The 19,983-nt window shown below is 32.1% G+C and carries 25 protein-coding genes; 15 read left to right on the forward strand and 10 right to left on the reverse strand.

Features of this window, described 5'->3' with window-relative positions; translation table 11 throughout:
• Positions 1–367: 367 nt before the first annotated feature.
• From NLJ00_RS24175 to NLJ00_RS24185, 3 genes are read left to right on the forward strand one after another with little or no spacing between them, the layout of a single operon-like run.
• Positions 368–1,798 carry a CCA tRNA nucleotidyltransferase gene (locus tag NLJ00_RS24175; RefSeq protein WP_256635722.1) on the forward strand — a complete coding sequence of 477 codons (1,431 nt, stop codon included), beginning with the start codon at positions 368–370 and terminating at the stop codon, positions 1,796–1,798.
• The gene (locus tag NLJ00_RS24180; protein ID WP_256635723.1) at positions 1,798–2,154 is read left to right on the forward strand and encodes a hypothetical protein; all 357 of its coding nucleotides are present in this window, start codon (positions 1,798–1,800) and stop codon (positions 2,152–2,154) included. The genes NLJ00_RS24175 and NLJ00_RS24180 overlap by 1 nt, the downstream gene beginning before the upstream one ends.
• On the forward strand, positions 2,151–3,176 hold the full coding sequence (locus NLJ00_RS24185) for a COX15/CtaA family protein (RefSeq protein ID WP_256635724.1): 1,026 nt from the start codon (positions 2,151–2,153) through the stop codon (positions 3,174–3,176). Before NLJ00_RS24180 ends, NLJ00_RS24185 begins: the two co-directional genes overlap by 4 nt.
• Positions 3,177–3,424: 248 nt before the next feature.
• Here the strand turns inward: NLJ00_RS24185 and NLJ00_RS24190 are convergent, their stop codons facing one another.
• The 9 genes from NLJ00_RS24190 to NLJ00_RS24230 form a co-directional block, all read right to left on the reverse strand.
• Complete coding sequence (locus NLJ00_RS24190) at positions 3,425–4,192, reverse strand: LytR/AlgR family response regulator transcription factor (RefSeq protein ID WP_053473881.1); 768 nt, start codon at positions 4,190–4,192, stop codon at positions 3,425–3,427.
• 39 nt (positions 4,193–4,231) lie between these two features.
• Positions 4,232–4,600 carry a 2TM domain-containing protein gene (locus tag NLJ00_RS24195; protein ID WP_180857996.1) on the reverse strand — a complete coding sequence of 123 codons (369 nt, stop codon included), beginning with the start codon at positions 4,598–4,600 and terminating at the stop codon, positions 4,232–4,234.
• 19 nt (positions 4,601–4,619) lie between these two features.
• On the reverse strand, positions 4,620–4,937 hold the full coding sequence (locus NLJ00_RS24200) for a 2TM domain-containing protein (protein WP_053473879.1): 318 nt from the start codon (positions 4,935–4,937) through the stop codon (positions 4,620–4,622).
• On the reverse strand, positions 4,928–5,257 hold the full coding sequence (locus NLJ00_RS24205) for a 2TM domain-containing protein (RefSeq protein ID WP_053473878.1): 330 nt from the start codon (positions 5,255–5,257) through the stop codon (positions 4,928–4,930). Before NLJ00_RS24205 ends, NLJ00_RS24200 begins: the two co-directional genes overlap by 10 nt.
• Positions 5,257–5,562 carry a 2TM domain-containing protein gene (locus NLJ00_RS24210; RefSeq protein ID WP_256635725.1) on the reverse strand — a complete coding sequence of 102 codons (306 nt, stop codon included), beginning with the start codon at positions 5,560–5,562 and terminating at the stop codon, positions 5,257–5,259. Before NLJ00_RS24210 ends, NLJ00_RS24205 begins: the two co-directional genes overlap by 1 nt.
• The gene (locus tag NLJ00_RS24215) at positions 5,562–6,902 is read right to left on the reverse strand and encodes a histidine kinase (protein ID WP_053473876.1); all 1,341 of its coding nucleotides are present in this window, start codon (positions 6,900–6,902) and stop codon (positions 5,562–5,564) included. The genes NLJ00_RS24210 and NLJ00_RS24215 overlap by 1 nt, the downstream gene beginning before the upstream one ends.
• A 19-nt stretch (positions 6,903–6,921) precedes the next feature.
• The gene (locus tag NLJ00_RS24220; RefSeq protein ID WP_053473875.1) at positions 6,922–7,542 is read right to left on the reverse strand and encodes a hypothetical protein; all 621 of its coding nucleotides are present in this window, start codon (positions 7,540–7,542) and stop codon (positions 6,922–6,924) included.
• Positions 7,543–7,590: 48 nt separating this feature from the next.
• Entirely contained in the window at positions 7,591–7,998 is a 408-nt protein-coding gene (locus tag NLJ00_RS24225; RefSeq protein WP_180857990.1) for a DUF2141 domain-containing protein, read from the reverse strand.
• 387 nt (positions 7,999–8,385) lie between these two features.
• Positions 8,386–10,545 (reverse strand): TonB-dependent receptor, encoded by a 2,160-nt coding sequence (locus tag NLJ00_RS24230; RefSeq protein ID WP_256635726.1) that lies wholly within the window; start codon positions 10,543–10,545, stop codon positions 8,386–8,388.
• A gap of 139 nt (positions 10,546–10,684) precedes the next feature.
• Here NLJ00_RS24230 and NLJ00_RS24235 point away from each other — a divergent pair, with 139 nt between their 5' ends.
• The 12 genes from NLJ00_RS24235 to NLJ00_RS24290 all read left to right on the forward strand — a co-directional run bounded on the left by NLJ00_RS24235 (position 10,685) and on the right by NLJ00_RS24290 (position 19,261).
• The gene (locus NLJ00_RS24235) at positions 10,685–11,149 is read left to right on the forward strand and encodes a DinB family protein (protein WP_180857986.1); all 465 of its coding nucleotides are present in this window, start codon (positions 10,685–10,687) and stop codon (positions 11,147–11,149) included.
• A 161-nt stretch (positions 11,150–11,310) separates the two neighbouring features.
• Positions 11,311–11,769: a YciI family protein gene (locus NLJ00_RS24240; RefSeq protein WP_256635727.1), complete on the forward strand. Its 459-nt coding sequence runs from the start codon at positions 11,311–11,313 to the stop codon at positions 11,767–11,769.
• An 8-nt stretch (positions 11,770–11,777) separates the two neighbouring features.
• Positions 11,778–12,347 carry a sugar O-acetyltransferase gene (locus NLJ00_RS24245; protein WP_256635728.1) on the forward strand — a complete coding sequence of 190 codons (570 nt, stop codon included), beginning with the start codon at positions 11,778–11,780 and terminating at the stop codon, positions 12,345–12,347.
• A gap of 92 nt (positions 12,348–12,439) precedes the next feature.
• Positions 12,440–13,321 carry a hypothetical protein gene (locus NLJ00_RS24250; RefSeq protein ID WP_256635729.1) on the forward strand — a complete coding sequence of 294 codons (882 nt, stop codon included), beginning with the start codon at positions 12,440–12,442 and terminating at the stop codon, positions 13,319–13,321.
• Positions 13,322–13,367: 46 nt separating this feature from the next.
• Positions 13,368–13,721, forward strand: coding sequence for an STAS-like domain-containing protein (locus NLJ00_RS24255; RefSeq protein ID WP_256635730.1), 354 nt, complete (start codon positions 13,368–13,370; stop codon positions 13,719–13,721).
• A complete protein-coding gene (locus NLJ00_RS24260) occupies positions 13,708–14,244 on the forward strand; it encodes a PIN domain-containing protein (protein ID WP_256635731.1) in 537 nt (178 codons plus the stop codon). The genes NLJ00_RS24255 and NLJ00_RS24260 overlap by 14 nt, the downstream gene beginning before the upstream one ends.
• A gap of 23 nt (positions 14,245–14,267) precedes the next feature.
• Positions 14,268–14,657, forward strand: coding sequence for an SMU1112c/YaeR family gloxylase I-like metalloprotein (gene gloA2, locus NLJ00_RS24265; protein ID WP_256635732.1), 390 nt, complete (start codon positions 14,268–14,270; stop codon positions 14,655–14,657).
• 239 nt (positions 14,658–14,896) lie between these two features.
• Positions 14,897–16,174, forward strand: a complete 1,278-nt coding sequence (locus NLJ00_RS24270; RefSeq protein ID WP_256635733.1) for a chloride channel protein — start codon at positions 14,897–14,899, stop codon at positions 16,172–16,174.
• Positions 16,175–16,253: 79 nt separating this feature from the next.
• Positions 16,254–16,853: an HPP family protein gene (locus NLJ00_RS24275; RefSeq protein WP_256637493.1), complete on the forward strand. Its 600-nt coding sequence runs from the start codon at positions 16,254–16,256 to the stop codon at positions 16,851–16,853.
• Positions 16,854–17,142: 289 nt separating this feature from the next.
• Complete coding sequence (locus NLJ00_RS24280; protein WP_053473866.1) at positions 17,143–17,685, forward strand: IS1096 element passenger TnpR family protein; 543 nt, start codon at positions 17,143–17,145, stop codon at positions 17,683–17,685.
• A 113-nt stretch (positions 17,686–17,798) separates the two neighbouring features.
• Positions 17,799–18,158, forward strand: coding sequence for a four helix bundle protein (locus NLJ00_RS24285; protein WP_232679028.1), 360 nt, complete (start codon positions 17,799–17,801; stop codon positions 18,156–18,158).
• A 44-nt stretch (positions 18,159–18,202) separates the two neighbouring features.
• A complete protein-coding gene (locus NLJ00_RS24290) occupies positions 18,203–19,261 on the forward strand; it encodes a nucleoid-associated protein (protein ID WP_053473864.1) in 1,059 nt (352 codons plus the stop codon).
• 89 nt (positions 19,262–19,350) lie between these two features.
• Here the strand turns inward: NLJ00_RS24290 and NLJ00_RS24295 are convergent, their stop codons facing one another.
• Positions 19,351–19,932, reverse strand: a complete 582-nt coding sequence (locus NLJ00_RS24295; RefSeq protein WP_180859541.1) for a TetR/AcrR family transcriptional regulator — start codon at positions 19,930–19,932, stop codon at positions 19,351–19,353.
• Between the last annotated feature and the right edge of the window lie 51 nt (positions 19,933–19,983).

The following is a 19,983-nucleotide window of genomic DNA, read 5'->3' on the forward strand; positions in this document are numbered from 1 at the left end:
ATTTCCACAGATTTTTTAATCTTTTTAATCCTTTTAATCTGTGGCTATATTTTTCTGCCACGAATTTTCACGAATTATTTTTTAATGCAGATTGCGAAGATTTTTAGCAACAAATTAAAGTGATTTCCACAGATTTTTTTAATCCTTTTCATCCTTATAATCTGTGGCAGAAAAAAAAATTAATTCGTGAAAATTCGTGTAATTCGTGGCAGCCCTTTCTCAATTCATAAAAATCAACGCATCAAAATATGAAATTGTTCAAAAAAGTGAGCTATAGATTATAATAGGGATTTTCTATGTTGTAAATTTGCATGCATTTCTTTTCTTCGAAAATTGAAATCATCTTTATTCAAAAATTAGTGAATTCGTGGCTATACAAACAAATTATAAAACTGCTTTACAAAACAAAATCTTCGATATTATTTCGAAAGCTTCTCAGGAATTAAATGTAGACTCTTATGTGATAGGAGGTTTCGTTCGTGATTTGCTTTTAAACCGAGGTTCTAAAAAAGACATCGATGTTGTAGCAGTTGGAAGCGGCATCGAATTAGCGCTTAAAGTTTCAGACTTACTTCCGAACAAACCAAAAGTTCAGGTTTTTAAAACTTACGGAACAGCAATGCTTCGTTTTGAAGATACTGATATTGAATTTGTTGGTGCCCGAAAAGAATCTTATAATTTCGACAGCCGAAATCCGATTGTAGAAAACGGAACACTTCAGGATGACCAAAACCGTCGTGATTTTACGATCAACGCTTTGGCTTTATCTTTAAATAAAAACAACTTCGGAGATCTTTTAGATCCGTTTAATGGATTGGCGCATTTAGAAAGTAAAACCATCAAAACGCCTTTGGATCCGGATATTACTTATTCTGATGATCCGCTGCGAATGCTTCGTGCTATTCGTTTTGCAACGCAGTTGAATTTCGAAATTGAAGAAAATTCTTTGAATGCGATTACCAAAAATGCAGATCGTATCAAGATTATTTCAGGTGAAAGAATTGTAGACGAATTAAACAAAATTCTTTCTACACCAAAACCGTCAACAGGATTTTTACTTTTATATAAAACCGGACTTTTAGATTTAATCTTACCTGAATTGACGGCATTGAATCAAGTAGAAGAAATCGAAGGTTATACACATAAAAACAACTTTTACCATACGCTTGAAGTGGTTGACAATATTTGTCCAAATACAGATGATGTTTGGTTACGCTGGTCCGCTTTATTGCACGATATTGGAAAAGCGCCAACAAAACGTTTCAACAAAAAACAAGGCTGGACTTTTCACGGACATGAATTTTTGGGTGGAAAAATGGCAAAAAAAATATTCGAGCGTTTACACATGCCGTTGAATCACAAAATGAAATTTGTGCAAAAAATGGTGATTATGAGTTCACGTCCAATTGTTTTGGCGCAGGATATTGTAACCGACAGCGCAGTTCGTCGTTTGGTTTTTGATGCCGGTGAAGATGTTGAGGATTTAATGACTTTATGCGAAGCTGATATCACAACCAAAAATCCAGCAAAGTTTAAGAAATATCATAAAAACTTTGAAATTGTTCGCAAGAAAATTGTTGAAGTCGAAGAACGCGATCATGTTCGTAATTTTCAACCGCCAATTTCCGGCGAAGAAATTATGGAAATGTTTGATTTGAAACCTTCTCGTGAAATTGGAGTTTTAAAAGAAGCTGTAAAAGAAGCTATTTTAGAAGGTGATATTCCAAATGAATATCAGGCTGCGTATGATTTTGTGATTAAAAGAGCTGCGAAGTTAAATTTAACTCTAAAAAAATAATGGATATTTTAGGTTTTGTTTTTTTAATTGTGCTTTTGATAATGATTACAATTCTAAATCTTCTTTTCATTAAGAAGTTAAAAAACAACAATAAAAATCAAATAAGACACAAACTAATATTTGTATTTATTAGTCTTCTTTTATTAGCACTAGTAATAACATTCTATTTATTTTTTCAAAATGCTGTTTTAATAGATTTAATGCATCTTGATATTGATGATATTACAAACGGAGGAAGGGTCATTACATTATTAATAATTATTCTGCTAAATAGTATTCTAAATATATTTATTTCAAGAATCTACTTAAGAAAAATAAACAAAACAAACGAAATCGAATTAATCGGAAAAGAATGAAAAAAGAGAATAAATCAGTAATCATTTGGTTACTATCAGGTTGTGTTTTATTATTTTTAATGGTTGTCGTGGGCGGAATCACACGTTTGACCAATTCAGGTTTATCAATGACGGACTGGCATTTGGTAACCGACACATTTCCACCATTAACTGATGCAAAATGGCAAGCCGCTTTTGACGAATATAAAAAGTTTCCTGAGTATCAAAAAATCAATATTCACAACAATTTTCAATTAGCAGATTATAAATTCATTTATTTCTGGGAATGGTTTCACCGTTTCATTGGGCGTATAATTGGATTGGTTTTCTTTGTACCTTTTGTTTATTTCTTAATCAGAAAAAAATTAGACACCCCAACAATAAAAAAATGTATTGTTCTTTTAGCAATGGGAGCTTTTCAAGGATTTTTGGGATGGTTTATGGTTCGAAGCGGATTAATTGATAATCCGGATGTGAGTCATTTTAGACTTTCCTTACACTTAACTTTTGCTTTTATAACTTTTGCATATACGCTTTGGGTGGCGCTGGATTTGATTTATCCTGAAAGAAATATTAATAAAATATTACCGCTTCGCAAAATCGCCAGATATGCTTTAGTTGCTTTATTAATTCAAATTATCTATGGCGGATTTGTTGCTGGACTAAACGCCGGATTAATCCATAATCACTGGCCTTTAATGAGTGATGGAGAATTTATTCACGAATCGGTTTTTATTGAGCAATCTAGTTTGATTAAAAATTTAATTGAAGGGAAAAGCGGTGTTCAGTTTGTACACAGAACTTTTGCTTATTTTGTAGTTGGGATTATTCTTTTTCTTTTCTTCAAAAGCAAAAAATATACACTTACTAATACACAGGCAAACGGAATCAACACTTTGGTAGTTTTTGTTTTTATACAATTCCTTCTTGGTGTTTTTACTTTATTATACAGCGTGCCTTTGGCTTTAGGATTAATTCACCAAATTATGGCGTTTTTCCTTTTGAGTGCCATGACATATACATTGCACCGATTGAGCAAATAATGTTTGAATAAAATAAAAAAATTACGTTTCGTTAACCGGATTGAAATCCGGCCCTACAATATAAATCGAGCCTCTGGCTCTTTATTGGGATAATTTAAAAGATTCCGATAAAATGACAATCATAGATCGTAAAAGTTCCGAAGGAACGGTCAATAGTGTAGAGACGGATTTCAATCCGTCAGAAATAATAATGATGAACACATACGTTCCGTAGAGACGTATGTGTTCATCATTTAAACAAATCTATTTTACCCCAGCCAGGTTTTAAAATCCTGCACTTTTTCACGACTTACAATAACCTCATCTTCTTTGTAAGTTGGTAAAATTACTTTTAAACGTGAATTGGTATACACCTGAATTTCTTTAATGGCCTGAAGCGGAACAATAAATTTTCTGCTTACGCGGAAGAAATCCTTTTTGTCTAATTCCTGCTCCAGAATCTCTAAAGTCGAATCGATTAAATAATTTCGATTGTCATAAGTATGGATGTATGTTCCTTTATTTTCACTAAAAAAACATTCAATTTCTTCTGTAGTAATTACTTTTAAGTGCTGGCCGATTTTAACTGTGAATCTCTTTTTGTATGTTTTTTCAAAAGGATTTGACAGCATTTGGCGAATCTGTTCAAAATCAAGCTGCACGTTTGAAGTTTCAGAAGCTGTTTTCGGAAGTCGGGATTTAAATTTTGAAACCGCTGCTTCGAGATCATCTTCGTCAATTGGTTTTAGAAGATAATCTATGCTATTTAGTTTAAACGCTTTTAATGCATATTCATCATAAGCTGTAGTAAAAATGATAGCGCTTTTAATATCTATTTTTTCAAAAATTTCAAACGACAATCCATCTGATAATTGTATATCCAGAAAAATTAAATCCGGATGCTGGTTATTGCTAAACCAATGAACTGATTCTTCAACCGAATGAAGCATCGTTTCTACGGTAACGTCTAACTTTTCAAGTTTTCTTTGCAGCAATCTTGCCGCTGGTTTTTCGTCTTCTATAATTAATGTGATCATTTACTATATACAAAATTTAGAAAAAATAGTATTTCAAAGTTACTCCCATTTATTTGTATTCGCGGCTTCTTTCTCCATATATTTTTGGATTTTCTTTTGCTCCCAATCGTCGCTAAAGAAAAGATCACGTCCAAAAACAGACATTGCGTGCGCCAATAAACCAATTCCCCAGAAAAATGCTGTTGAATAAGTCTGCCAGTCCATTAATCCGCTTTCATGAATATTTTCGCTAAAAATATCCCGGTTTAAATTTGCGATTATAATGATTACATTCACAATAAGATAAACTCTTAAATGCGAGTAAAAACCTTTTAACCTTTTAACTTTTCTATAAGCATTATTATAATTTTCGTCTGTGCTGAATTCGTGTGCATATTCTTCGTACATGCGTCTTCTAAAACGTCCCATAATATTTATTTCTTTAAAATTATTTCCATTTATTTTTATTCTCTTTTTCCTTTTCCATAAACTCTTTGATTTTTCTTTCTTCCCAGTCTTTTCCTAAAACCGGAAATACTTCAAAAACCTTTAATCCATGAAAAACAACTCCAATTCCCCACCACATTAACGGCCAGAAAAACCATAAATATTTTGGTGAAGTATATAGATTAATGAAAATCAAAATTGCGTTTACTAAAATATAAGCAACAAGATTTCCGTAAAATCCTTTAATACTTTCTACTTTCTTTTTTGCTAAAAAGTATTTATCATCTTCATTAAAATTCATTTCCATGATTACTCCCATTTTTGTGTTCTATTTTTCTTTTCTAAAAGGCTTCTCAATTTTCTTTCTTCCCATTCCTTGCCGAATATTTTGAAAGAAACAAACATATCAATTGCGGAACCTACATATACAGCAGACCAAATAATTACTACAACTCCGTTTAAAAAATGTATCGGAAAGAAGTTTAATGGTAATTCTGTATATTCTTTCAATACATAAAGAATCATTGCAGCGGCATACAGAAAAGTGTGTTTGTAAAATGATTTTAGTTTCAGCACTTTTTTACTTGCCAGCTCTTTCAAAACATTTTCTTCTGAACTATTATTAGAATTTGTTTCCATTATTCCCAAGTTTTTTGATTGCGTTCTTTCTCTAAAATTTCCCTGATTTTTCTTTCCTCCCATTTTTTATTAAAAAAAGGCGGAAGGTTAAAAACCTTTAATCCGTGTAAAACAACTCCTATTCCCCATCCCATTAAACACCATATAAACCATAAATATCCCGGTGAAGTCATAAGATTAACCACAATTACAATTGGATTTACAAGTACATATACTGTGAGATGTTCATAAAATTCTCTTAGTTCTTTTACTCTTTTTTGAGCCTGATAATATCTTTCACCTTCGGCATAATTCTTTTCCGTCATTATTTCCAGGTTTTTTGATTATTTTCTTTCTCTAAAATCTCTCTGATTTTTCGTTCTTCCCAATCAGAGCTGTAACCAAAAACTTTAAAAGCATGCATCGCAACTCCAAATCCCCATCCTAAAGCCGAGAACCAAAACCATTGAAATCCTGGTGAAAATTTTAAATTGATGAAAACTAAAAATGGAATCACACATAAATATGAAATTACGTTTCCATAAAATCCTTTCAACTCTTCTACTCTCTTTTTAGCTCTGTAATACGCTTTTGCTTCATCATTATATTCTGTACTAATGTCCATAACTGCAATTTGTTTAGTTAAAATTGGAATCTTAACCGAGAAGTTCTTTTCATCCTGCTCAATCAGCACTTTTCTGTCGGTTATAATTCCGTAACGGTTTACAATATTCTGCAATCCAACGCCTTGCCTGTCCTGCAGAACTTCTTTTTTCTGTAGATCATTTTGAATAACCAAATAATCTTTGTCAATAAAAATTCTAATATGTAATGGTTTCTGTTCGCTTACCACATTGTGTTTTACTGTATTTTCCAGTAAAAGCTGTAAAGAAAGCGGAACCACTTTGGCATCCGGATTTATATTTCCTGCTGGCAGTTCGTAAAACAAACTGTTTTCGAAACGCATTTTCAGCAGATTCATATAAGTTTTTGCAAATGATAATTCATCTTCTACAGAAACCAGTTCTTTATCTTTTTGTTCTAAAACATATCTGTAAATTTTAGATAAAGAAGTGGTGAACCGCTGTGCATTATCCGGATTTTCTTCAATTAAAGAACTAAGAACATTTAAACTGTTAAAAAGAAAATGCGGGTCGATTTGATTTTTTAAACTTTCGAATTTGGCGTTTGCCGTTCCCGCAATTATCTTTTGCTGTATAACCTTATTTTCCTGATATAATTTGTAAAAATGTAATGCGTGAAATATCAGCAAAACGATAAAAGTAATGACCGAAGATTCTATGTAATTTGCCGGATCTTCATTTGCCAAAAAGCTTAATAACGGGCGTCTTTCTATAACAACCTGCGTGAAAATGCGTAGTATAAAAATGACGAAAAGCGAAATGAAAAATGAACTTATAAACCCTATAAAAATTCTTCTGGCAGAAAATCTGTTTGCTCCTTCAAAAACCTTATCTAAATACACAAATAGAGAAGCATTTACCACGTACAAAACAACGCTGTACAACATGCAGTACAAAAAATAGATGTACAAATCTTTGGTAAAAACTGCAGTTCCAAATGATGCAAAGCGAATCAGGAAGGAAAATAAAAATACTACTCCGCCAATTAAAAACGCTTTTAATAGATTTGGTTTTAAGGTCATTCTTTTATTTTTTTATAAATTATTTACAATTTTTTTGAGTTTCCAAAGCTCTGTCTAATCCCCATTTAGGAGAAAAAGGAGTTTCTGGTTTAAAAGTAGCAAAAAGTTCTACAGCTTTATCAACCTGAGCACAAAGTGGTTTTGTATCAACACCTGTCCATTTTGCACCTCCTATTTGGTAATCAGCTTCACCAAAAACAATTCTTGGGTTGTTTGGGTCGATCGCTTTTCCTTTTGCGTAAGCTTCCATTACTTTAGCCGAATATTTCATTCCGTTTGTCATTGGGTCAGCCACAACATATCCTGTATAAATTAAAGCTTGCAAAGCATAAAGTTCAGCATTGTTTTGATCTTTTATAAATTCTACATCTAATGCATCTTGCGCTTTAGTTAAAAGAAGATCAATTTTTGTTTTATCCTTTTCAGTAAAAACCGCTGTTGCATTCATTAAAGCAATATAATAATTTGGCAGATAACTGGTTTTATCAGCAGAAGCAATTCTTTCAAATAATGCCGAAGCTTCTGTAGTTTTTCCTTCTTTCCAAAGTGCGAAAGCCTTAGTCATTCCTTGTTCAAATTGAGTTTGAGCTGAACTTATTACTACAACAAATAATGCGATTAAAGTGATGATTTTTTTCATTTTATAAGTATTTAAATGGTTATTTTGATTTGTTTGTTAGTTACTAATTTATAATACAATTTCAATTTTTGAATCTTTTGCTATAACAAATTTAGCATCTTTATAGGCAGGCGGCCCCATAAATCCTTTTGCATTGTTTGAAGCTGCATAATCTTCAGACGGAATTCCCATAGCGTTTCTATCCAGTTTCCCGTTATTATTTTCATCGTGATACGTTGAAATTGCGTATTCTCCTGCCGGAAGATTGTCAAATGTCACAACCGCTTCATTATTTTTAATTTCAGAAGAAAGGCTTTTGTACGTCGTTTTTAGAAATGTACCGTCTGAGTTGTACAAACCTACTTTTACAATTCCTGTATTGTTTTTTATACCTGAAACAGCAACAGTTAATTTTACATTTTGAGCAGACATTAAGCTGCAGATAAATAACGTGATTAGTGTAATAATTTTGGTCATGATTTCTCTTTTTTTTAAGTTTCTAAGATTCTAAGTGACTGAGATTCTAAGTTTTTTTGTTGATGATTAAAACTCTTTTTTTTTAAGGTTCAAAGGTGCAGAGGTTCAAAGCAGCAAAGGTTTTATCCTTTTTAGTTTTGAAGAGACTTTGAACCTTAGTTCCTTTGTCCCTCTGAACCTTTAATTTTATACTTCAAAAGTATATCTGATTTTACTCTTTTAAAATTAAATAATACTGAGTTGTTGATTTTTGCTGCTGAATTGTTTCTTTTTAAGATGCAAAGGTTCAGAGGTGCAAAGCGACAAAGGTTTTTATTCTAAAAACTTAAAAAATTATCATTTCAAAAACCTCTGAACCTTTGTCACTTTGAACCTCTGTACCTCAAACTAAAGATTCTTCAACTGATTCTCGCTCTTATTTTGACTGATCGTCCAGAAGAAACCTACGAAGAAAAATCTATCTGCGGTTGGTGTAATTGCTTGTCTGTTATACACTCCGTTTGGATCTGGTAATTTTGCGTAATCGTATCCAAAAATATTCTGCGTTCCTAAAAGGTTTGAAACTGAGAAATAAAGGATTTTTTGTGTTGTCAATAAATACGCCCAGTTAAAGCTCAAACTATTATATGATTTTGTTTTTCCGTTCATGAATTGCGTTTGGTTTGGATCGTTATACGGACGACCTGAACTGTAACTGTTTGTGAATCCAATTTGTGATTTCCAATCGGTAATGAAATATTTGGTTACTACAGACAATGTGTGATTTGCAATAAAACTTGGCGTTGCCATTGTTGGGAAATTCTTGTATTGTCTTTCAGAATCGATGTAAGAATAGGAAATCCAATATTCTAAGTTTTTATACAAATTACTGTCTCTCCAAAATAAATCCAATCCTTTTGCATACCCTTTTCCGTTATTATTGAAAACCGAATTGTACTGAATATCTCTCGTATCGTATTGCACTAAATTGGTGTAATCTTTATAATAAGCTTCGGCTCTAAAAGTTTGTCCCGGCTGTGTAAACTGATAATTTAAAATATAATGCTGTGCTTTTTCACTTTCAAATTGATGGTATTTTGAATACTTAATATAATCTACAACAGGTGTTTGAGAAAAATCTCCGTAGGCAAATGAAAATTGACTGCTTTTTGAAACTTTATATGCCAATGAAGCTCTCGGCGCAATATTATTTTCGTTTAATAAACTGTTGTTCGAATATCTCAAACCAACTTTCATTGCCAGTTTTTTAGAGAATAAAATATCTGCTTCGGTATAAGCTGCAAAAATGTTAGAATCATATCCGTTTTTAACATCAATAGAAATATTGTCATCAAAATTTTCATTGAATTTGGTAATGAAATAATCCGCTCCAAAAGACAATTTGAAATAGTTTGAAACTTTTTTTCCAAGTTTCAATTTCAACTGCGCTGCATTTTCATCTGTATTAATATCGTTGATATCGTATTTCGTTTTGTTTTTGCTGTAACCGTAACTAATTCCAGAAGTTAACTGCCATCCCGTTCCAAAAGTTCCTTTATAAGAAGAATTTAAATAGAAGTTATTATTGTTTAAATCTGTTCTGATAGGATTTTCGAAGTTGATATTTTTCTGATTCAAATCGAATTTTTCAGAATCAAAAGCAGCATATAATTTAAAGATTCCGTTTGTAAAATTGTATCGATAAACTGTTTCACCTCCAAGAGATTGATACGGATTATTCCAGTCAACATTCTGTGGAATTACAGCTTGATAAGGCGCTAAATTAATATAAGCCATATTTACACTTAACGAACTTTTTGTCCATTTTTGAGTATTTCCTAAACTCAAACCAACCGTCATTAAACCAATATCTGTTTTATTATGATCTGGTTCGTCCTGCGTATTTAAAAGTAAAACACTCGATAAAGCTTCACCATATTCTGCAGAGTAACCTCCTGTAGAAAAAGCAATTCCGCTGAATAAAAAAGGAGAAAAACGGCTTCTTGTTGGTAAATTATTAGTTGTTGCTCCGTACGGCTGTGCCACGCGAATTCCGTCAACAAAAGTCTGAGTTTCGCTGGCTTCACCTCCACGTACAAACAAACGTCCGTCCTCGCCCACACTTTGTGTTCCCGGCAAAGTCTGCAAAGCGGCAACAATATTTCCTGCCGAACCTGCTGTTGTTACAATATCTAAAGGCTTTAAAACCGAAACTCTTGCTTTATCGCCAGATTCTAAAGTTCCGGCTGTAATCACAACAGCATCCAGAGCATTTACATTTTCTCTTAGTTTTACAATTTGATCTTTGTAGTTGGCAACATCAATTTCTTTTTTGAAAGTTTCGAAAAGTAAAAAGCTTACTACTAAAAACTGATTTCCTGCTGCAGAAGTTTCAAAAGAGAAATCTCCAGTTTCAGAACTTGTTGCTCCGTCATAAGTTCCGTCTATATAAATATTCGCTCCGGCAACTGGTTTTCCTTTTTGATCCAAAACTTTTCCTGAGATAACATTTTGTGCAAAAGTAAAAGTGCTTAGTAATAATAAAATAAAAGTAATTCTGGTTTTCATGATATTGGTTTTTGATGAGGCAAATGTATTTTAACATTTCCTGTTAAAAAATATATAATAACCCAATTGTAGAATTTTAAGGATGAGTTGTAAAATACTAATTTGTATCTTAGCTAGAAATTGAAAAACATCGTTAATCATGTCAGAAAGTAAAAGAGTTTCAAACTTGTATCAATCCATTTATAATGGAAATCCGTGGCTTGAAGTTACCTTAGCAGATACTCTAAAAGATGTAACTGCAGCTCAGGCTTATAAAAAAATCAATCCAAATTTAAACACAATTTGGGAAATTGTCAATCACTTAATTCAATGGAGAAGAAACATATTAAAACGTGTTCAGGGTGAAATAATCACAACTCCCGATCATAATTATTTTGTACCCATTTTAGATTCATCAGAGCCGGCCTGGGAACAATCACTGCAAAGTCTGGCAAAATCTCAGGAAATGTGGAATGATTGTTTGAGTAATTTTAATGATGCGGATTTCGAGAAAATAGATCAAAATAATAATCATAATTTTTATGAAGATATTCACGGAATTATCCAGCATGACGTTTATCATTTGGGACAGATTGTTATTTTGAAAAAATTATTAAACACATAGAAACATAGATTTTGCTTTTTTGGCAATCTTGTCATTCCGAGGAACGAGGAATCTTCGTAAGAAACTCCATACTCAAAATCGCCAATCCTTGTCGAGCTACTTGTGAAGATTCCTCGTTCCTCGGAATGACAAAATTGAGAGCCATTTTAAATAAATATCATATGAAAAACTCACTTTTTATCATCGGTTTTTTATTGATGAATACAATCGGTTTTTCACAAGAAACCGAAGTTAAATTCGATGAAAATTTGGCAAAATCCCTGAATGCCGATGAATACGGAATGAAAAAGTATGTCTTCTGTCTTTTAAAATCGGGAACAAATACGACGGCTTCAAAAGAAGAAACCAAAAAATTGTTTGAAGGACATATGGCAAACATTAATAAACTCGCAAAAGAAGGAAAACTAGTTGTTGCTGGGCCTTTCATGAAAAACGACAGAAATTATAGAGGCATTTATGTTTTTAACGTAGAAACTGTTGACGAAGCCAAAGCGCTCGTGGCAACAGATCCTGCCATAAAAGCCAATTTACTTGAAGCCGAATTAACGCCTTGGTACTGCACCGCCGCTTTGCAGGAAACTGTAAAAATTCATGAGAAAATCGCTAAGACGAAAATGTAATACTGTATATGAAAACAGAAAAAGAAAAAATGATTTCGGGTGAATATTACAACGCTTTTGACTCGGAATTAGTAAAAGGCCGCCGAACTGCAAAAAATCTTTTACACAGTTTAAATGTAAAAGAATACAGAGTTACCAAAAAAGCAAAAGAAATTTTAAAAGAACTGATTCCCAATACTGGAGCTGGTTTTTACATCGAACCGCCTTTTCATTGTGATTATGGTTATAATATTTTTTGCGGAGAAAACGTTTATTTTAATGTGAATTGCGTTGTTTTAGATTGTGCTCCAGTAAATATTGGATCAAATGTATTTATTGCGCCAAATGTTCAAATATATACCGCATCACATCCGCTTGACGCTGAATTGAGAAAATCACTGGAAAATGCATATCCGGTTACAATTGGCGACGATTGCTGGATTGGCGGAAATTCTGTTATTTGTCCAGGTGTTACAATTGGAAAAGGCTGTGTTATCGGTGCAGGGTCTATTGTAACAAAAGACATTCCAGACAATTCATTAGCCGTTGGAAATCCGGCAAAAGTAATCCGAAAATTAAATCAATCTTTAACACTTTAAATCTTCATATAAAAGACAAATAAACACTTATATCATTAAATTATAATTTTTTAAATTGTAATTTAGTTATATTTGATTTAAATAGTGGAACAATGACTATAACAATTCCGAATGACATTAGAAGTGAATTTGAAGGTTATAATTATATAATAAGTTGGCTAAACAAATATAACTATGTTAAAAATACTGAGATTACCTTTGACTTTAGTAGAGTTACTTTCCTTGAAGCAAATTTATGTGCTTTAATTGGAACAATTTTTGAAATGCTAGAGGCCAAAAGAAATATCATTAAAATAATAAACATTCAACCACAAGTAGAAACAATTTTAAGAAAAAATGAATTTTTACTTCCTTTTGGATTTCAAAAAATATCAGATTTCAACAATACTGTTTTAAAATATCAAAAATTTACTCCAAATGATGATATTGGATTCAATAAATATATACAAGAAGAACTTTTAAAAAAACAACAATTCCCTTCTCATAGTGAAAAATTGGGAAAAGAGATTACTAGGAATATATTTGAAATTTATGAGAATGCTAGGACTCATGGACAATGCGATTATATACATAGTTGCGGACAATTTTATCCTAGGAAGCCTGACAAACCATTACATTTCACAATAGTTGATAAAGGTGTAAACATTAAACAGAATGTTTCTGCATTCCATAATGAAGATCTAAATGCTGCAGATGCAATTGAGTGGGCAATGAAAAAAGGTAATACAACTAAAAGTGGTGATACTTCAGGAGGATTAGGCCTTGCAGTAATTTTTGAATTTATAAAGTATAACAAAGGGAAAATTCAAGTAATTTCATCTGATGGATTTTATGAATATAAGAATGAAAATGTTACAAAAAAGAAATTGGCATCTATTTTTGAAGGAACAATTGTAAATATTAAATTTAATCTAAATGATTCTAATTATTACTCTTTAAAAAGTGAAGAAGAGGATTTTGAAAATATATTTTAAAAGGTGTAACTTTGCGCACAATTATTAATGAAATAATTATATTACTATGAAGCGTCTAATTATTAAAGATATAATTAATTCGGAGCTTGCAGTATCAACTGAAAATGGAGAAAAGATATTCAAAATGATCGATTTATGTCTGCAAAAAAAAGAAAAAGTAGAATTAGATTTTGCTGGAATAACAATAATGATCACGGCATTTTTGAATGCTGCGATAGGGAAATTATACGGTAAAAAAGAATATACACCTGATTTTCTAAATGAATATTTAAAGCTTAAAAATGTAGAATTAGAAGATCGAAGTTTATTTAAAGATGTAATTCAAAGAGCCAAAGAATATTTTGCGAACAAAGAAAATTTTGAAAAAAATTCTAATAATGCAATTTATGGCGACGATTAAAATTCAAGATTTTAAAATTGGTTTCACTGACCAATTTTTTTTTGATACAAATGTTTGGCTTTTACTTTTTGGAACTATTGCAGATTTTCAAAGTAGTGATCAAAAAAAATACTCTAAACTTTTAGAAGATTTAATAACAAAAGATAATCCTATTTTTATTTCTTCAATTATAATATCTGAATATGCAAATGTCTTACTACGAAGAAATTACAATCAATGGTTATCTATTGAAAAAATTGCGAATGCAAAATTCAAAGTTAATTTCGTAGGAAGTAAAGAATACAAAAACTCTGTAGATGTCATAACAAAATCAGTTAGCAAGATTCTAAGCCTTCCAAATGTACAATCAATACCTGATAGTTTTCACTGCATTAATATTAATAGCGTATTAGAAAATTTTAAATCTATAGACTTCAATGATGCTTACATTTTTGAATTATCAAAATTAAACAATTATAAAATTGTTACTAATGATAAAGATTTTCAAGAATTAGATTCAAAAATTGATATTATTACTTCATAGATTTTAATTTAAATAATATTTTAATGCTTACCCTAAATAAAGTTCACCATATTGCCATTTTATGCTCTGATTATCAAAAATCAAAAACCTTTTACACCGAAATTTTAGGTTTAACAGTTATCAGAGAAATTTACAGAGAAGAACGCCAGTCGTATAAATTAGACTTAGCTTTAAATGGAATTTATGTAATTGAATTGTTTTCATTTCCAGATCCGCCAAAAAGACCTTCAAGACCAGAAGCAGTTGGTTTACGTCATTTAGCATTTGAAGTAATTAACCTAAATGAAACCGTTGCTTTTTTGACTTCAAAAAACATAGAATCTGAACCAATACGAATTGATGAAACGACTGAAAAACGTTTTACTTTTATCGCAGATCCTGATTTACTGCCGATAGAGTTTTATGAAAGGTAAGTAGAAAATATTTAATCTCGCAAAGTCGCGAAGTCGCAAAGAAAACTTAAAAAACTTTGCGACTCTGCGACTTTGCGAGATTCTTTTATACCGTTATATTCGCAAAAACAAACTGAAAGAATTTTCTTATTTTAATAATTTTAACATATAATAAGGAACGATTATTATTAAAAAACAGATTTGATTACCTAATTTTGTGAAATCGCAAATAAAATCCTGCGACTACAAAATCACTTCTGATGAATAAAACGGCGCAAATCAAAAAAAATCATCAATTCATTAAATTCCGAAAATTAGTTATTGTTTCTATTTTAATTGGCTTCCTTTCAGCTTTCCTCGGAATTTCACTTAAAAAAATTACGGAATATTACGAAGAAATTTTCTTTCATCAAGTTTCCGTAAACCCATTATTTTATATCCTTTTTCCGGTTTTCGGATTGTCTGTAATTTATTTTTTGAGGCAATATCTTTTTAAGAAAAAAGAAAACAAGGGAATCAAAGAAGTATTTGAAAGTACACAAACCACAAAAAATCTTCCATCCTATAAAATCCCATCACACTTTATCAACGGATTATTGACTGTTGTTTTTGGAGGTTCAACCGGAATCGAAGTTTCTACCGTAGTTGCCACAGCCACAATTGGTTCCGTTGCACACGAAAAAGAAAATGTTTTCCGTCAGTACAAAACAGAATTAATCTGCGCCGGAGTTGCTGCCGGAGTAACTGCACTTTTCAGCAGTCCAATTGCGGGAATTTTATTTGCTCTTGAAGTTATTTCCAGAAAAGTGACACGAGCTTTTATCATTTCAAATGTAATTGCGGTTTCAGTTGCCTTTGGTCTACTTTCTATTTTAAAAGAAGAACCTTTGTTTGCCGTTTCTATTGAAACCTGGCATTTAAAAGCCATTCCGTATTTTATTCTTTTAGGAATTTTAGCCGGAATGAATTCGGTTTACTTAACCAAATGTGTTTTGTTTTTTAAATCTCAATTTGGGAAAATCGGAACGCATTATTATAAAATCATTATAGGCTCTGCAGTTTTAAGTATTTCGTTATTTCTTTTTCCTCAATTATATGGTGAAGGTTATCACGCTATAAAAGGCATTTTTGGAAATACTGCACAAATTCCACTAACGATAACATTAGCTTTAACATTCATCGGAATTTTAATTCTAAAACCAATTGTAACTTCTATAACATTAGCTTCTGGCGGCGACGGCGGCGTTTTTGCTCCGAGTCTGTTTATTGGGGCTTTCTTAGGATTATTACTGGCTTCGGTTTTAAACAGCTTTTTCCATGTCAATGTAATTCCGGTTAACTTTATGATTATTGGAATGGCGGCTGTTTTGAGCGCCAGTATTCATGCTCCGTTTACAGCAATATTTTTAGTATGCGGATTAACGAACGATTATACGTTGTTTTTACCGATTCTTGTTGTTTGTTTAATTTCAAAATACACAGCAAAAACACTTTATCCTTATACAGTATATAGTTATGCCCCAAGCTTAACGAAATAAATATTTTTTTTAGGCCACAGATTTCACAGATTAAAAGGATTATAAATCTGTGGCAAAAAATACCACAAATTATATCATTATGCCCACTCCTAAAATTAAAAGAAGCTATCGCAAAACACGTTACATTCTTTATAAAGAAACTTTAATTGATTACAAGGAACATTTTTGGTCTTTTTTAGGATCGTTTGTTGGAATTGGAATTCTGGCTTACGTACAATCGATTCACTTTTCCGGTAGCGATGCTGTTTATTTAATTGGTTCTTTTGGAGCTTCGAGCGTTTTGGTTTATGGAATTATTCAAAGTCCGTTTTCTCAGCCTCGAAATTTAGTTGGCGGACATGTAATTTCTGCTCTTGTAGGTGTAACTGTCCATAAACTCGTTCCGGATATTATGTATATTGCTGCTCCGCTGGCAGTTTCTATTGCTATAATTTTAATGCAGATTACTAAAACACTTCATCCGCCGGGAGGCGCAACGGCTTTAATTGCTGTTATTGGAACAGAAAAAGTAAAAGCCTTGGGATATATGTATGTGCTTTCTCCTGTTTTAAGCGGCGTACTTATTTTACTTTTAACGGCGTTGATTTTTAATAATATGACTTCAAGCAGAAGTTATCCTAGCCATAGTACGTACCACAAACATTATCATAAAATTAGAAAGAGATTGACTGGGAAGTAATACTCTTGTCTGCTCCTGCAAGGTTTTCAAAACCTTGTAGGTATAACTTGAGCAATACCTGAAACCTACAAGGTTTTGAAAACCTTGCAGGAATGTGAAGTATAACGATTGTCGCCCCTGAGCGAAGTCGAAGGGCGCTCCTATTGGATCGAGGCTTCGACTTCGCTCAGCCTGACAATCGACGCCATATAATCAGAAAGCTGAAAAAATCTTTTCAACAAATCGTAATTCACAATTCGTATTTCGTTTTTTATATTTTACCTTTGACCTCTCAATAAAAACAAAGATTATGGTTTATAAATTTAGAGTAATTCTAGACGCCGAAGAAGATATTTTTAGAGACATTGCTATTCTTGAAGACGATACGCTTGAGGATTTACACAATGCGATCTTCAACGCTTTTGGTTTTGACGGATCAGAAGTTGCTTCATTTTATACTTGTGACGAGACTTGGAATCAGGAAGATGAAATTCCTCTTTTTGATACTGGCGATGTTCCGGGTGAACAAAGAACCATGAACGATTATCCGCTATCTAGTATTTTAGATAAAGAAAATACTAAGATTATCTACGTTTATGATTTCATCAGTATGTGGACTTTCTTAGTTGAACTAGCTGCAGTTGAAGATGAAGCAGTTGGAGCAACGTATCCTGAAACTTTATTCTCTCACGGAGAAATGCCGGACGAAGCGCTTGAAAAAAACTTCGAAGCAGATGATATGCACAACGACATCTACGGAGAATTTGAAGATGATTTAGACGAAGATGATCTTGATATGTTCGAAGGCGATGACAGCTTTGAAGATTATGGATTTGAGGAAAATTGGAATTGATTTTTTAAGGGACAGAGGTTCAGAGAGGCAAAGGTTCAGAGGTTTTCTTAGAGTCTTCGATTCTTTATTGTATGAATATTTTTATTTTTGTGTTTTATTTTTAAATACAAAATATGAATACTTTTAGAGACCTTCTGATTTGGCAAAAATCAATGAACTTAGTTACCGAAATTTACCAATTAACAAATTCATTCCCGAAAGAAGAAATTTATGGACTATCTTCACAAATTAGGAGATGTTCTATATCAATACCGAGTAATATTGCTGAGGGATATGGAAGAGATGGAAATAATGATTATTTGAGATTCTTAAATATTTCAATTTCATCATTGTTTGAAATGCAGACTCAGCTTGAAATTTCATTCAATTTAAAATATATAACCGAGTATCAATTCAATAAAATAAATGGAGAAAGCAGAGAAATAGAACGAATGTTAAGCTCTTTTATCAGAAAAATAAAAGACAGAAAATAACCTTTGTCCCTTTGAACCTCTGTAACTCTGAACCTAAATAACACATGATAAATTTATTCAACACCCACATCGAGACGCTTGCGATACACCGCGTAGGGAACAAAAGCCGTAACGAAGCTATTTTTTTATCAGAGCAGCCATTTAATCTAAATGATGAAATTGTGCCTTTGATAAAAGAGTACTTCTTTAAACCTTTTAGAGAGAAAGAAGAAAACTATTATCAGTTTGCGCACGAAGTGGACTTGGATTACAACGACATGTTTAAATATGCAACGGAGATTTTTGCTAATCCTTCTAATTTACAAGAGATTTCAAAAAAAATCACGACGCATTTATTTGAACAGTCGAATCATCCGCATATTAAAAACGGAGAGGTTTATGTAACGTACTTAACAAACTTAAGTATTGATAATAATGTAGTTGACGCAATCGGGATTTTTAAAAGCGAATTGCAAGCAGACTTTTTACAATTTGAAGAAAAAAACAGCAACCTGGAAATGATTTTGCAGCAAGGAATCAACCTGAGCAAATTAGATAAAGGATGTTTGATTTTTAACTATAAAAAAGAAGAAGGATACAAAATTCTAACTGTAGATAGCAACCGTTACGACGCGCGTTACTGGTTAGAGCACTTTTTATCTGTAGACGCTTTTGAAGACGAAAACTTCATCACTAAGAAATATTTAAAATTCTGCCAAAACTTCGCAAAAGATGTGGTTTTACCAGCAGAAGACAAAAAAGAAGAAGTTATGTTTATGAACCGATCTGTGAATTATTTCGCTAAAAATGATCAGTTTGAAGAGCAAAATTTCCTGAATGAAGTATTAGACAATCCAGACTTGATTCCTGAATTCAAAAATTATAAAGTTGATAAAGGAGAAAAATACAGCATCGAAGATGTAACCTCATTCCCAATTGCTAACGCAGCAGTTTCTGACGCCAGAAAATCGATTAAAAACGTAATTAACCTGGATACACACATTCAGATTAAAATGGATTTTATCAATCCTGAAAGTGCAGAAAAATTTGTTGAAAAAGGCTGGGATGAAGAAAAACAAATGTATTACTACTTAGTGTATTTCAATAAAGAAGAAAAAAGCTAAGAAGTTTTCATTTTCTATTACTTACTTAAAACAAAAAATGGCAGTTACAAAATGTAATTGCCATTTTTTTATTGTTCTTATTTTCGATATTATAAAAGGGAAAAAACTGCTTTTACAATATCATCATAAACTTGTTTATCTCTTTCTCCGGCGCGGGCCAAAACCCTAATTCCGGAATAATTATTAAAGATGAATCGGGCTAAAATTTTCGCATCTAACTGTTTGGAAATATGTCCTGCCTCCTGCCCTTTTTTCACTGCATTTGTAAAAACTTCTTCCATTGTGTGGCTGTTGCTTTTTACAATTTTTGCAATGTCTTCATCGTGCATGGCTAATTCTACAGAAGAATTTACCATAAAACAGCCTTTTGTAATTCTGTCTTCGAGGCTTTCTATAACTGCTTGTTTAAAAATAGCATGCAATGTTTCTTTGACATTTTCAGATTTATCCAAAAGCTCTTTTACAGCATCTTGATTCTGCTGTTGATAGCGCTGCAAAGATTTTGAAAATAACTTTTGTTTGTCGCCAAAAGTATCATACAAACTAGAGCGGCTTAAACCTAAATGTGTTACCAAATCCTGAGCAGATGTTCCGTTGTAACCTTTGTGCCAAAAAATTTCAATTGCTTTATCTAAAGCCTGATCTTCATTAAATTCCTTCGTTCTAGCCATTACATCAAAATTAAATTTCTTTACAAATATAAGAATTAAACGGAACAATCG

Source organism: Flavobacterium panici, assembly GCF_024499525.1.
Lineage (GTDB): Bacteria > Bacteroidota > Bacteroidia > Flavobacteriales > Flavobacteriaceae > Flavobacterium > Flavobacterium panici.

Coding starts and splice junctions, on each gene's coding strand:
- NLJ00_RS24180 (WP_256635723.1), top strand. CDS start 1,798: ATGGATATTTTAGGTTTTGTTTTTTTAATTGTGCTTTTGATAATGATT.
- NLJ00_RS24185 (WP_256635724.1), top strand. CDS start 2,151: ATGAAAAAAGAGAATAAATCAGTAATCATTTGGTTACTATCAGGTTGT.
- NLJ00_RS24190 (WP_053473881.1), bottom strand. CDS start 4,192: ATGATCACATTAATTATAGAAGACGAAAAACCAGCGGCAAGATTGCTG.
- NLJ00_RS24195 (WP_180857996.1), bottom strand. CDS start 4,600: ATGGGACGTTTTAGAAGACGCATGTACGAAGAATATGCACACGAATTC.
- NLJ00_RS24200 (WP_053473879.1), bottom strand. CDS start 4,937: ATGGGAGTAATCATGGAAATGAATTTTAATGAAGATGATAAATACTTT.
- NLJ00_RS24205 (WP_053473878.1), bottom strand. CDS start 5,257: ATGGAAACAAATTCTAATAATAGTTCAGAAGAAAATGTTTTGAAAGAG.
- NLJ00_RS24210 (WP_256635725.1), bottom strand. CDS start 5,562: ATGACGGAAAAGAATTATGCCGAAGGTGAAAGATATTATCAGGCTCAA.
- NLJ00_RS24215 (WP_053473876.1), bottom strand. CDS start 6,902: ATGACCTTAAAACCAAATCTATTAAAAGCGTTTTTAATTGGCGGAGTA.
- NLJ00_RS24220 (WP_053473875.1), bottom strand. CDS start 7,542: ATGAAAAAAATCATCACTTTAATCGCATTATTTGTTGTAGTAATAAGT.
- NLJ00_RS24225 (WP_180857990.1), bottom strand. CDS start 7,998: ATGACCAAAATTATTACACTAATCACGTTATTTATCTGCAGCTTAATG.
- NLJ00_RS24230 (WP_256635726.1), bottom strand. CDS start 10,545: ATGAAAACCAGAATTACTTTTATTTTATTATTACTAAGCACTTTTACT.
- NLJ00_RS24235 (WP_180857986.1), top strand. CDS start 10,685: ATGTCAGAAAGTAAAAGAGTTTCAAACTTGTATCAATCCATTTATAAT.
- NLJ00_RS24240 (WP_256635727.1), top strand. CDS start 11,311: ATGAAAAACTCACTTTTTATCATCGGTTTTTTATTGATGAATACAATC.
- NLJ00_RS24245 (WP_256635728.1), top strand. CDS start 11,778: ATGAAAACAGAAAAAGAAAAAATGATTTCGGGTGAATATTACAACGCT.
- NLJ00_RS24250 (WP_256635729.1), top strand. CDS start 12,440: ATGACTATAACAATTCCGAATGACATTAGAAGTGAATTTGAAGGTTAT.
- NLJ00_RS24255 (WP_256635730.1), top strand. CDS start 13,368: ATGAAGCGTCTAATTATTAAAGATATAATTAATTCGGAGCTTGCAGTA.
- NLJ00_RS24260 (WP_256635731.1), top strand. CDS start 13,708: ATGGCGACGATTAAAATTCAAGATTTTAAAATTGGTTTCACTGACCAA.
- gloA2 (WP_256635732.1), top strand. CDS start 14,268: ATGCTTACCCTAAATAAAGTTCACCATATTGCCATTTTATGCTCTGAT.
- NLJ00_RS24270 (WP_256635733.1), top strand. CDS start 14,897: ATGAATAAAACGGCGCAAATCAAAAAAAATCATCAATTCATTAAATTC.
- NLJ00_RS24275 (WP_256637493.1), top strand. CDS start 16,254: ATGCCCACTCCTAAAATTAAAAGAAGCTATCGCAAAACACGTTACATT.
- NLJ00_RS24280 (WP_053473866.1), top strand. CDS start 17,143: ATGGTTTATAAATTTAGAGTAATTCTAGACGCCGAAGAAGATATTTTT.
- NLJ00_RS24285 (WP_232679028.1), top strand. CDS start 17,799: ATGAATACTTTTAGAGACCTTCTGATTTGGCAAAAATCAATGAACTTA.
- NLJ00_RS24290 (WP_053473864.1), top strand. CDS start 18,203: ATGATAAATTTATTCAACACCCACATCGAGACGCTTGCGATACACCGC.
- NLJ00_RS24295 (WP_180859541.1), bottom strand. CDS start 19,932: ATGGCTAGAACGAAGGAATTTAATGAAGATCAGGCTTTAGATAAAGCA.